Below are 10906 nucleotides of genomic sequence, written 5' to 3' on the forward strand. Positions count from 1 at the left end.
GGGGCGCCCGGCGCGCCCCGCCAGCCCGCCGCGGGCCGCCGCAGCCCCGCCCCCCGCCCCCCCCCCCCCCCCCCCCCCCCCCCCACAAACGGCAGGCGAGGCTTAGGCCGGCAGCGACTGCCCGCCATCCACCGCCAGCACCTGGCCGGTGATCCAGCGCGCTGCTGGCGAGCACAGGAATACGGCGGTATTGGCCACATCCTCGACATTACCGAAGCCGCCGAACGGGATCCTGTTGCGGATCTGTTCGTAGAGCTCAGGCGCGCTGCTGCGGCGTTGCTCCCACAGCCCGCCGGGGAACTCGATCGAGCCCGGTGCCAGGGCGTTGACCCGGATGCGCTCGCGCGCCAGTTCGGTGGCCAGGCTGGTGGTGTAGTAGTTCAACGCCGCCTTGGCAGCGGAATAGGCGGCCGCGCGCGGCGTCGGCACCGAGGCATTGATCGAGCTGATGTTGAGGATGGCCGGCAAGGTGCTCTGGCGCAGATGGGGCAGGGCGGCACGGTTGGCGCGCACCGCGGCCATCAGGTCGATATCGAAACCGGCCTGCCAGCTGGCATCGTCATTGCCGTTGCCATAGCCGGACGCATTGTTGACGAGGATATCGATACCGCCCAGTTCGCCGGCAGCAGCGTCGATCCAGGCCTGGATCTGTGCCGGATCGGCGAGATCGCATTGCTGTGTGTGTGCGGCAGCCGCGCCGTCGCGAAGAAGCACGTCGGCAGCCTGCTGCAGCGCGGGCGCGCCACGCGCGCAGATGCTGAGCTTCGCGCCTTCGCGGGCAAAGCCCTGGGCGATGGCCAAGCCAATGCCCCGGCTGCCACCGGCAACCAGGACACGTGCACCGTGTAGAGAAGCAGAGGATGAAGTCATTGCGGCGGTTCCGGTGGGCGGAGACCGCACATTATCGCTGCGTCCTGGCTTACGGGCGAAGAACGCGGTGTTCCGTGATCACGGCAGGCCAGGCACGTTCAAGGTCGCGAACAGGTTGTTCTGCGCCTTCTTGGCCATCGAACGCGGCAGCTTGGCGATGAAGGTATCGCCGGTGAGCGCCATGTCACCGCGGAGGATGAAGCCGTTGATCTGCGTATAGCTCTTGACGCTGTACTTGTTTCCATCCTGGGTGACTTCCATGTACATCGGTGAAGTCAGGATGTTGTTGCCCTTGCGATAGACGCGGGTGCCGTCGATGTCGCGGACCAGGCCATAGCCATGCTCGTTTGCCCAGGCATCGACCTTGGCCAGCACGTTCTCATCGGAACTGAAGGTGGTGAGGTCATGCGGCCTGCCGCTGTTCTTCGCCATCAGCGCCAGGATATTGATGGCAGCCAAGCCACCCAGACCGCCCACGACCATTCCGGTGATCAAACCCATGCTGTTCACTCCTTGATTTGGACCGGCATTCCAACACATCGCAACGCAGGCTGTCGTGAAAAAAAATGTATTACTTCCAGGTAGTGGGCGTTGCGCCACGTTCTGGATGGTGCATCTGCACGATGCAGAAACGATGGCCGGTTGGCGCTTCCATCACCCACCAGCGTTTGACCTTGGCAATGCGGCGTGCGCCCAGTGCTTCAAGCCGGTCGGCCTCGGCATCGATATCATCGGACTCGATATCCAGATGCACGCGCGGTGCGTGATCGACGCGCTGTACCTCCACATGCAGGTCAGCGGGCGCACCCAGCAGCTCGGCGTACTGCGCGCCATCATCCTCGGTATAGCTGGGCTCGGCTTTCAGGCCCAGAGCGGGCGCCCAGAACGCGGCAGCGGCATCGCTGTCGTTGCCTTGGCAATCAATGATGAAACCGGCCAGACGGCTGCGGTGGCTCATGCGGATGCTCCAGTGGCAGAGGATCGCAGCCTACACCCGCTATCCGTGCGCGCGTGTTACCGCGCCGTCGGCGACAGTTGCTGCAGTGCTCAATCGCCATGCAGTGATGCACAGCGCGGAGTACACACTCCATTCGGCCAAACGTTGCAGCAGCCCGCGCAAGGGTTGCAGTGGTTCCAGCCCCATCAACACGAACAGCAGCAGCCAGAGCCCTGCCAGCGCGATCCAGAATGCGCGCATACCTGGGCGCAATGCCGGCGCGGTTGCCAACAGCACGAGGCCGAGTGCGGTGCCCAGATAGGTGAACACACCGAGCAGGGTGTGCAGCGATTGCGACAGGCTGCCAGCAATCGGGCAACCAAGATCGCAAGGTGCCAACGCTGAACCTATCCACGCCGCCGGCTCGAACAACAGCAGCCAATAGCCGAAACGGCTGGCGCCGCTTACCGGAGCTATCCGCGCGAAAGCGAACAGCAGCAGTGCGGCCGTTACGCCGACCGGAATGAAGCCGAACAGGCTGATCGCTTGCGCATGTGCGCTGCCAGTTGCGCCGAGTTCACTGATGTATTGCGACAGCGGCGAATAGCCAGGCTTGAGCGCGGCACCACCGAGCAGCATCAGCAGGTACATCGCCACGAACAGCAGGATCAAGCAGCGCTGGTAACGCATCGTCGGCCCTTCGATGGTTGCGATGTTCAGCGTATGCGATTGGACAGGAACAGTTCGACCTTGCCGCAGCCGGGGCAGGCATGCAGATCGAATTCCTCGCGGTTGACGAACAGCTCGCCGAGATCGCCGAGCAGGAAGGGCATCGCCTGCGAACCTTCGTGGAAACGCTTGCGACCTATGAATTCCATGCGCATGCCGGGGCAGCGCGGGCAGTCGATCAGGCGCGGTGGTTGGGTCCAGTTGCGGCCGTCATCGGGTTGATAGTCGCGCGGCGGCGGTGCGCCATCGGCGTGGGTGCCGCATTTCCAGCATTGATCGAAGTTGTCTTCGTTTACTTCCTTGCAGTTGCTGCAGGTCCAGGTGCCCATGGTGGTTTTGGTGGCGGTGTGGGATTGAGCAATCGTAGCGCTCGGATGCTGGGTTGGCGTTACAGGTGGGTGATGTTTTTTTGTGTGGTGGGGAATGCGGGGAAGATCAAAGGCAAGAGCCGCCCTCACCCCAACCCCTCTCCCCCACGCGGGCGACGGGGGCAATGCACTACGAGCCGCCGCATTGCCAGCCCCTCTCCCGCCTGCGGGAGAGGGGTTGGGGTGAGGGCAAGCTTCTAGCAAGCAGACCCGAAGCAAGCCAAAAAAAGGCCCGCATCACTGCGGGCCTCAAAATCACACAGCCAACAAACCTGTCAGTTGACCTTGGCCAGATCATCGATCAGCACGCGCAGGAAACGCGCGGCTTCGCCGCCGGTGCAGGCGCGGTGATCGAAGGTGACCGACAAGGGAATGACCTTGTGGGTTTCAATGCCGCCCATCACCGGGGTGACCTGGAAGCGGGCACGGCCAGCAGCAACGATGGCCACGCACGGCGGCACCACCACCGGAGTGGCGTAGCGGCCGGCGAACATGCCGAAGTTGGACAGGCTGATGGTGTAACCGCTCAGCTCCGACGGCGCGATCGAGCGGTCTTCCACCTGCTGGCGCAGGCGGTTGATGCCCTCGCGTACGCCGCGTGCATCGAGCATGTCGGCATTGCGCAGGGCCGGCACGAACAGGCCATCGTCGGTATCCACGGCAATGCCAATGTCGACCTGGGCATGCAGGGTGCGGGTGAGGTTGTCACCGTCGAACCAGGCGTTCATGGCCGGCACCGCCTGGCAGGCGCTGACGATGGCGCGGACCAGACGCGAGGTCATGTCGTTGCCCGGCGCCCAGGCATGGATGTCGGCGTCGTCGCTGAGCGTGGTCGGGACGACCTTGCTGTGCGCATCGGCCATCACCCGCGCCATGTTGCGGCGCACGCCCTTCAGCGGTTCCGGCTGGCCCTTGGCGACCACGCCCGGTGGGGGGGTGCGATTCGGCTTCCCCGGGGCGCACTGGGGGGTCCGGGGGGCTGTGGCGCTACGAGCGCCTCCCCCGGGCGCGCTGTGCGCGCCGACCTCTCCCGCTTGCGGGAGAGGTGAATTGGTGTGCACTGCTTGCGGTGCTGGCGAGCCCACGCGTGCAGTGCCATCGGCCGCCGCCTGCTTCACATCATTCATCGTCACCGCGCCTTCGGCGCCGGTGGCGCGCACGCGGGCCAGATCGACGCCGAGCTTGCGTGCCATTGCACGCACGGCCGGTACCGCCTTGACGCCACCGACGGCCACGGCCTGTTCGGTGTGCACGGCATTGGAGCTGACCATCGCGCCGACCACGGTGCCTTCATCGGCACGTTCGGCGGCAGCGGCAGCTACCGGTGCCGGGGCGGCAACTGGTGCAGGCGCGGCTTCAGCCGGTGCGCCATGGTGATGGCCGGTGTCCTGGCCTTCGGCACGCTGCGGCAGGTTGGGGTCGAGCTCGAAACTGGCCAGCACATGGCCGGTCACCACGATATCGCCAGCGCCACCGGCCAGCTTCAGTACTTTGCCGGAGTAGGGCGAGGGCACTTCGACCACGGCCTTGGCGGTTTCCATCGCCACCAGCGGTTCGTCGAGCTTGATAACGTCGCCTTCCTTGACGAACCACTCAACGATGGTCGCGTCCGGCAGGCCTTCGCCCAGGTCGGGCAGGTTGAAATTCTTGGTCTGGCTCATGTGCGTTTCTCTTCCAGCAATTCAAGTTCGCGTGCCGGCAGCCAGCCCTGCGCGCCATCGGCGCGCTCGGACCACCACCAGCCACCATGTTCGTGATGCAGCCGTACCTGCTCGCCGCGGTCCACGTCCAGCTCGCGTGCGCTGTAATCACGCAGCGCTTCGGCGCGGCCATCGTCCAGCACCTGCAGCCAGGCCACCGGCGCCCAGCCGGCGCCACCTTCGCTGGTTTTCACCCAGGCGAAGGCCGGCCATTCTTCGTCGCGGACACCGAGCTCGACGATCTGCCCGGTACGGAACTGCAGGGGGTTACGGTATTGGCTGCGGTAGCTGCCAATCAAGCGTGCCAGCATGTCAGCCCACCGCCACCGCGCGCTTGGCCGCGGTCACGATCCGCTCCACGCTTGGCAGGTACTTCATCTCCAGGCGGAACAGCGGGATGTGGGTGTCGTAGCCGGCAACGCGCTCGACCGGTGCCAGCAGGTCATAGATCGACTCTTCGGCCAGGCGGGCGGCGATTTCGGCACCGAAACCAGCGGTCTTCGGCGCTTCCTGCACGATCACGCAGCGGCCGGTCTTGGCCACCGACTCGGCGATGGTGGCGAAGTCCAGCGGGCGCAGCGTGGCCACGTCGATGACTTCGGCGCTGATGCCCTCGCCGGCCAGCTTGTCGGCGGCTTCCAGTGCTTCCTTGACCTGTGCCCCCCAGGTGACCAGGGTCACGTCGGTACCGTCACGCAGCACGAAGCACACGTCCAGCGGCAGTGCTTCGCCGTCGTTGACGACCACTTCCTTGTACTGGCGGTAGATGCGCTTGGGCTCCATGTAGATCACCGGATCCGGCTCGCGGATCGCGGCCAACAGCAGGCCGTAGGCACGCTGCGGGCTGGACGGCAGTACCACGCGCATGCCCGGCACATTGGTGAAGATGGCTTCGTTGGCTTCGCTGTGGTGCTCCGGCGCGCGGATGCCACCGCCCCACGGCACGCGCAGCACCATCGGGCAATGCAGGCGGCCACGGGTACGGTTGCGCAGGCGCGCGGCGTGACAGATCAGGTGATCGACCATCGGGTAGACGAAGCCGTCGAACTGGGCTTCGGCCACCGGCTTCATGCCCTGCGCGGCCAGGCCGACGGTCAGGCCGGCGATGGTGGTTTCATCCAGCGGGGTGTCGAGCACGCGCTGCGGGCCGAACTGCTGCTGCAGGCCGGCGGTGGCGCGGAACACGCCGCCGTTGACGCCGACGTCTTCGCCCAGCACCAGCACCGAGGGGTCGTGTTCCATTTCCCAGGCCAGGGCCTGGGTGACGGCTTCGATGAGGGTGATCGGGGTAGCTGTCATCGGGGTGTCTCCGCTGTTGCTCGCCGCGCTGTGCGCGACGCCGTGATCGTGGCTGGCCGAGGTGACGGCAGCATTGCGCTTGATGTCATCCATGGCGCTGCTCCAGGGCGATGGCGGCAGCACGCTGCGCCAGCAGGTCCGGCGGCGGATCGGCATACAGATAGTCGAACATCGCCTCGACCGGCTGCACCGGGCAGTTGAGGTAGGCATTGACCTCCTCGTCGACGCGGGTGCCACATTCGGCGATCCAGTTCTTTTCTTCTTCTTCGCTCCACACGCCCTGCGCGGTGAGGTACTTGCGCAGGCGGATCAGCGGCTCCTTCAACCAAGCCGACTTCACCTCGGCGTCGTCGCGGTAGCGGCGCGCGTCGTCGGCGGTGGTGTGGTCGGACAGGCGGTAGGTGAGCAGTTCCAGCACCGTGCCGCCTTCGCCGGCCAGGGCGCGCTCGCGCGCCTGTTCCATCGCCGCCAACACGGCGATCAGGTCGTTGCCGTCCACCTGCAGGCAGAACAGGCCACCGGCCAGACCCTTCTGGGCCAGGGTTTCGGCGCCGGTCTGGGCCGAACGCGGCACCGAGATGGCCCAGCCGTTGTTTACCACGCACAGGATCAACGGCAGCTTGTAGGCACCGGCCGAGTTCACTGCGGCGTAGAAGTCGGTCTTGGAACTGCCGCCATCACCGCAGACGCTGACCGCGACCTGCGGCAGGTTGCGCAGCTTGAACGACAGCGCCGAACCGGCCGCATGCAGGCACTGGGTCGAGATCGGCACGCAGATCGGGAAGTCGCGGACCGCATCGCTGTCGCGGTCGTAGTCGCTGCCGCGCTCGTCGCCGCCCCAGTACATCAGGACGTCACGCGGGCGCACGCCGCGCATGAACATGGCGCCGTACTCGCGGTAGCTGGGGGCGAACACGTCGCCGCTCTTCATGGCCGCGCCGATGCCGACATGGGCCGCTTCATGGCCCAGGCAGGAGGCAAAGGTGCCGAGCTTGCCGGTGCGCTGCAGCGCCACGGCCTTGGTGTCGAACACCCGCGTGGCCAGCATCTGCTTGAACATCGGCAGCAGCGAGCGTGGGTCACGCAGCGAGGCGGGGAGGTCTTCACGTACCAGGTTGCCGTCGGCATCCAGGTACTGCAGGTAATTGATTTGGAACTGGGCGGAAACCGTCATTGCAGCAACACCTTGGACAGATGGTTTCAAATGATAGGAATTACGCATGGTAAGGACTCAGTCCGAAAAAGCCGTCCTGCGCCGCAACAAGATTGACCGGACACAGGGCGATTTTGTTCCGCAGGGCGCGACTCGGGTGAGCAATTACAACGTATTCAGTCTGAAGCAACAGGAACGGCACATTGTCGCGCCGCTGGGCTTTGCGCGTGTTTCGATTCCGTTTGCGCGGGAAAGACCCTGCTGTCCCATGGACGGCGGATTGCCCGGTAGTGGGGGGGGGGGGGGGGGGGGGGGGGGGGGGGGGGGGGGGGGGGGGGGCGGCGGGGGGGGGGGGGCGCGGGGGGCCCCGCCCCCGGGGGGGGCGGGGGGGGGGGGGGGGGGGGGGGGGCGGGGGGCCGCCGGTCCGCCCGCCCCCCTCCCCCCCCCCCCCCCCCCCCCCCCCCCCCCCCCCCCCCCCCCAACCCCCGGAGGCCGCCCCCTTTGCCTGTAGCAAAAGGGAGGGGGCAGATGGCTTGGCCTGCGTTACCCTTGCCGCCCCATACGATGGCCAGGCCGATGACCGTAGAAAAGAACCAGCGTGAGCTCGAAGCCGGTATCCATACCGACCTGCAGGGCCGGCTCACCTACGGCGGCTACCTGCGCCTGGACCAGCTGCTGACGGCCCAGCAGCCGCTGTCCAACCCGCCGCACCACGACGAAATGCTGTTCATCATCCAGCACCAGACCTCGGAGCTGTGGCTCAAGCTGCTGGCCCATGAGCTGCGCGCGGCGCGCGGCCACATGCAGCGCGACGAGGTCTGGCAGTGCCGCAAGGTGCTGGCCCGGGCCAAGCAGGTGCTGCGCCTGCTGACCGAACAGTGGGCGGTGCTGGAAACCCTCACTCCCTCCGAATACATGGGCTTCCGCGACGTGCTGGGTCCGTCCTCGGGCTTCCAGTCGCTGCAGTACCGCTATATCGAATTCCTGCTGGGCAACAAGAACGCCGACATGCTCAACGTGTTCGCCCACGACCCGGAAGGGCAGGCGCAGCTGCGTGAGGTGCTGGAAGCGCCCAGCCTGTACGAGGAATTCCTGGCCTACCTGGCGCGCTTCGGCCACGCCATCCCGGCAGCCTACGAAGGCCACGACTGGACCCAGTCGCATATCAGCGACCCGGCCCTGCGCCAGGTATTCGAGAACATCTATCAGGACACCGACCGCTACTGGCGTGAGTACTCCCTGTGTGAGGACCTGGTGGACCTGGAGACCCAGTTCCAGCTGTGGCGTTTCCGCCACATGCGCACGGTGATGCGGGTGATCGGCTTCAAGCGCGGCACCGGCGGTTCCAGCGGCGTGGGCTTCCTGCGGCAGGCGCTGGAGCTGACCTTCTTCCCTGAGCTATTCGAAGTGCGTACCACCATCCGTGGCGACGCCTGAGCCCTTGTCGGGATTGAAAATTCAACCTATTCAGCGGCTTGCGCTGCGCCAGGGCAGGCGCTCGGGTGGCTGGGCCACGGTTTGGCGCAGCACTTGGTTGCAGCAGTATGTATTTGACGTGAAGCCGACGCTTCTGTGATCCTCGCCCGTCGTGCCGGTTCCGGCCGACTTGTTTGTATCACTTACCCATCGAATCATCAGGGGACACCGCATGAGCGCTGCCGCGCCGAATTCCGAACCAACCCCGGCGCCCGTGCCGGAGTTCAAGACCATCCTCGGCCATCCAAAGCCACTGTGGATGCTGTTCATGGCCGAATTCTGGGAGCGCTTTGCGTTCTACGGCATTCGCTGGGCGATGGTGCTGTACATCGTCGCGCAGTTCCAGGGCGGCCTGGCCTCGGGCGAAAAGCCTGCAGCCGAGCTGTACGGTGCCTACCTGGCGCTGGTCTATGCCGGTGCCATCTTCGGTGGCTACGTCGCCGACAAGCTGGTCGGTTTCCAGCGCTCCATCCTGCTCGGCGCATTGTTCATGGCCATTGGCCTGTTCATGCTGGTCTCGCCCAGCGAGGTGATCTTCAAGCTCGGCCTGGCCACGATCATCGTCGGCAACGGCCTGTTCAAGCCGATCATTTCAACCATGGTGGGCAAGTTGTACGTGCAGGGTGATGCACGCCGCGATGCCGGTTTCACCATCTTCTACATGGGCATCAACATCGGTGCACTGCTGGCCCCGGTCATCACCGGCGCGCTGGCCAAGATGGTTTTCGGCACCGAGCAGGACCCGCACTACCAGTGGGTGTTCATCGCCTCGGGTATCGGCATGGTGGCCAGCCTGATCTGGTTCTGGTTCGGCCGCGCGCAGCTCGAGGGTATCGGCCTGCCGGAAGAAGGCCAGAAGAGCCTTGGCCGCGTCGGACTGGTGGCCGCGCTGGGTCTGCTGGTCGGCATTCCGGTGTTCTACTTCCTGCTGACCATTGATGCCAATGCGCTGCAGGCCATCCTGATGACGCTGTTCATCGTGCCGGCCGTGATGCTGTTGGTCGAAGGCATCCGCAGTGGTTCGGTCGCGCGTGACAAGGTGATCGCCATGCTGGTGATCTTCGTGTTCAACGTGCTGTTCTGGATGTTCTTCGAACAGGCCGGCAGCTCGTTCACCTTCCTCGCCGACAAGATCGTCAACCGCGAGTTCGGCAGCTGGACCTTCCCGCTGGAGTGGTTCCAGTCGGTGAACTCGGTGGCCATCATCGTCTGTGCGCCGATCATGGCCTGGATGTGGGTCAAGATGGGCAAGTCCAATCCGTCCATTCCGCGCAAGTTCGGCCTGGGCCTGATCTTCAACGGCCTGGCCTTCCTGCTGCTGATGGTGGCGCTGTCGAGCATGGTCAACGATGCCGGCAAGATCCCGTTCTGGACCCTGTTCGCGGTCTATGTGATCCAGTCCATCGGTGAGCTGTGCCTGTCGCCGATCGGTCTGTCGATGACCACCAAGCTGGCACCGACCCGCCTGGCCGGCATGGCAATGGGTTGCTGGTTCCTGTCCATCGCCATCGGTAACAATCTGGCCGGTATCTTTGCCGGCAAGGTCAGCGGCGAAGGTGGCATGACCGTTGCGTCGGCGCAGTCCGGTTACACCTTCGGCTTCTGGGCCCTGGTGGGCTCGGGTGTGGTGCTGTTCCTGGTCGCTCCGCTGATCAACAAGCTCATGCACGGTGTGAAGTAAGGAGTTACACGATGAAACTGCTGTTCGGAACGCTTCCTCTGTTGCTCACCGTGGCGCTGGCTGGCTGCAATCAACCAACGCCTGCCAAACCTGAAAAGGTGCAGCCACTGGACACGTCCGAACAGAAGGCACCGGTGGCTGATACCAGCCAGCCGGTGGCATCGGGCAATACCCCCACCGCAGCGGATATCGCTGCGGTGGCCGGGCTCAATGCGCAGTTCGACCCGGCCCGCGACCCGGTTGCGGACCTGGAAACGGCCAAGGTAGAAGCCCAGCGTGGCGGCAAGCGGATCATGTTGGATGTGGGCGGCGAGTGGTGCTCCTGGTGCCACCTGCTGGACGCGTTCATGGAAGGTGATTCGGAACTGCGCCGCTTCCGCGATGCCAACTATGTGTGGATGAAGGTCAACTACAGCGAAGAGAACGAGAACGCCGAGTTCCTTGCGCGCTTCCCGGAGATCAAGGGCTACCCGCACCTGTTCGTGCTGGATGCCGAAGGCCAGCTGCTGCATTCGCAGTTCACCGGTGATCTGGAGAAGGGCAAGGGTTACGACCGCGCCAAGTTCGATGCCTTCCTCAAAGCATGGGCACCGCCGGCGAAGTAAGCCTGCGATGTGCTTGAACGAGAACGGCGCCGAGAGGCGCCGTTTTTTGTGCCCCCTCCCTTGCGCATCGCGCAGGGGAGGGTTGGGG

At 65.1% G+C, this 10906-nt stretch carries 12 protein-coding genes; 3 read left to right on the forward strand and 9 right to left on the reverse strand.

All coding sequences use genetic code 11. The features are described from left to right. Window positions 1-102 precede the first annotated feature (102 nt). The 9 genes from ACVOLV_RS21080 to pdhA all read right to left on the reverse strand — a co-directional run bounded on the left by ACVOLV_RS21080 (window position 103) and on the right by pdhA (window position 7077). A complete protein-coding gene (locus tag ACVOLV_RS21080; protein WP_481556070.1) occupies window positions 103-870 on the reverse strand; it encodes an SDR family NAD(P)-dependent oxidoreductase in 768 nt (255 codons plus the stop codon). 78 nt (window positions 871-948) lie between these two features. Then, the gene (locus ACVOLV_RS21085) at window positions 949-1371 is read right to left on the reverse strand and encodes a hypothetical protein (protein ID WP_481556071.1); all 423 of its coding nucleotides are present in this window, start codon (window positions 1369-1371) and stop codon (window positions 949-951) included. 70 nt (window positions 1372-1441) lie between these two features. Next, on the reverse strand, window positions 1442-1828 hold the full coding sequence (locus ACVOLV_RS21090; protein WP_481556072.1) for a VOC family protein: 387 nt from the start codon (window positions 1826-1828) through the stop codon (window positions 1442-1444). A gap of 39 nt (window positions 1829-1867) precedes the next feature. Then, complete coding sequence (locus ACVOLV_RS21095; RefSeq protein ID WP_481556073.1) at window positions 1868-2497, reverse strand: DUF998 domain-containing protein; 630 nt, start codon at window positions 2495-2497, stop codon at window positions 1868-1870. Between the two features lie 26 nt (window positions 2498-2523). Next, a complete protein-coding gene (locus ACVOLV_RS21100) occupies window positions 2524-2865 on the reverse strand; it encodes a hypothetical protein (RefSeq protein WP_481556074.1) in 342 nt (113 codons plus the stop codon). 314 nt (window positions 2866-3179) lie between these two features. Beyond that, the gene (locus ACVOLV_RS21105; protein WP_481556075.1) at window positions 3180-4565 is read right to left on the reverse strand and encodes a dihydrolipoamide acetyltransferase family protein; all 1386 of its coding nucleotides are present in this window, start codon (window positions 4563-4565) and stop codon (window positions 3180-3182) included. After that, entirely contained in the window at window positions 4562-4915 is a 354-nt protein-coding gene (locus ACVOLV_RS21110; protein ID WP_481556076.1) for an SH3 domain-containing protein, read from the reverse strand. Before ACVOLV_RS21110 ends, ACVOLV_RS21105 begins: the two co-directional genes overlap by 4 nt. Before the next feature lies 1 nt (window position 4916). Further along, window positions 4917-5996 carry an alpha-ketoacid dehydrogenase subunit beta gene (locus tag ACVOLV_RS21115; RefSeq protein ID WP_481545826.1) on the reverse strand — a complete coding sequence of 360 codons (1080 nt, stop codon included), beginning with the start codon at window positions 5994-5996 and terminating at the stop codon, window positions 4917-4919. Next, window positions 5989-7077 (reverse strand): pyruvate dehydrogenase (acetyl-transferring) E1 component subunit alpha, encoded by a 1089-nt coding sequence (gene pdhA / locus ACVOLV_RS21120; RefSeq protein WP_481556077.1) that lies wholly within the window; start codon window positions 7075-7077, stop codon window positions 5989-5991. Before pdhA ends, ACVOLV_RS21115 begins: the two co-directional genes overlap by 8 nt. A gap of 555 nt (window positions 7078-7632) precedes the next feature. Between pdhA and ACVOLV_RS21125 the strand changes: the two genes are divergently transcribed. The 3 genes from ACVOLV_RS21125 (at window position 7633) to ACVOLV_RS21135 (ending at window position 10818) form a co-directional block, all read left to right on the forward strand. Beyond that, entirely contained in the window at window positions 7633-8493 is an 861-nt protein-coding gene (locus ACVOLV_RS21125; protein ID WP_296253013.1) for a tryptophan 2,3-dioxygenase, read from the forward strand. A 211-nt stretch (window positions 8494-8704) separates the two neighbouring features. Then, window positions 8705-10213: a peptide MFS transporter gene (locus ACVOLV_RS21130; RefSeq protein WP_481556078.1), complete on the forward strand. Its 1509-nt coding sequence runs from the start codon at window positions 8705-8707 to the stop codon at window positions 10211-10213. 11 nt (window positions 10214-10224) lie between these two features. Next, window positions 10225-10818, forward strand: coding sequence for a thioredoxin family protein (locus ACVOLV_RS21135; RefSeq protein WP_481556079.1), 594 nt, complete (start codon window positions 10225-10227; stop codon window positions 10816-10818). The last annotated feature ends 88 nt before the right edge of the window (window positions 10819-10906 follow it).

This window comes from Stenotrophomonas sp. STEN023 (genome assembly GCF_056760135.1).

What these genes read in the sequence shown, in the direction of transcription:
- ACVOLV_RS21100 (WP_481556074.1), bottom strand. Translation starts at nt 2,865, where the DNA reads ATGGGCACCTGGACCTGCAGCAACTGCAAGGAAGTAAACGAAGACAAC.
- ACVOLV_RS21115 (WP_481545826.1), bottom strand. Translation starts at nt 5,996, where the DNA reads ATGGATGACATCAAGCGCAATGCTGCCGTCACCTCGGCCAGCCACGAT.
- ACVOLV_RS21095 (WP_481556073.1), bottom strand. Translation starts at nt 2,497, where the DNA reads ATGCGTTACCAGCGCTGCTTGATCCTGCTGTTCGTGGCGATGTACCTG.
- ACVOLV_RS21085 (WP_481556071.1), bottom strand. Translation starts at nt 1,371, where the DNA reads ATGGGTTTGATCACCGGAATGGTCGTGGGCGGTCTGGGTGGCTTGGCT.
- ACVOLV_RS21080 (WP_481556070.1), bottom strand. Translation starts at nt 870, where the DNA reads ATGACTTCATCCTCTGCTTCTCTACACGGTGCACGTGTCCTGGTTGCC.
- pdhA (WP_481556077.1), bottom strand. Translation starts at nt 7,077, where the DNA reads ATGACGGTTTCCGCCCAGTTCCAAATCAATTACCTGCAGTACCTGGAT.
- ACVOLV_RS21125 (WP_296253013.1), top strand. Translation starts at nt 7,633, where the DNA reads ATGACCGTAGAAAAGAACCAGCGTGAGCTCGAAGCCGGTATCCATACC.
- ACVOLV_RS21090 (WP_481556072.1), bottom strand. Translation starts at nt 1,828, where the DNA reads ATGAGCCACCGCAGCCGTCTGGCCGGTTTCATCATTGATTGCCAAGGC.
- ACVOLV_RS21135 (WP_481556079.1), top strand. Translation starts at nt 10,225, where the DNA reads ATGAAACTGCTGTTCGGAACGCTTCCTCTGTTGCTCACCGTGGCGCTG.
- ACVOLV_RS21130 (WP_481556078.1), top strand. Translation starts at nt 8,705, where the DNA reads ATGAGCGCTGCCGCGCCGAATTCCGAACCAACCCCGGCGCCCGTGCCG.
- ACVOLV_RS21110 (WP_481556076.1), bottom strand. Translation starts at nt 4,915, where the DNA reads ATGCTGGCACGCTTGATTGGCAGCTACCGCAGCCAATACCGTAACCCC.
- ACVOLV_RS21105 (WP_481556075.1), bottom strand. Translation starts at nt 4,565, where the DNA reads ATGAGCCAGACCAAGAATTTCAACCTGCCCGACCTGGGCGAAGGCCTG.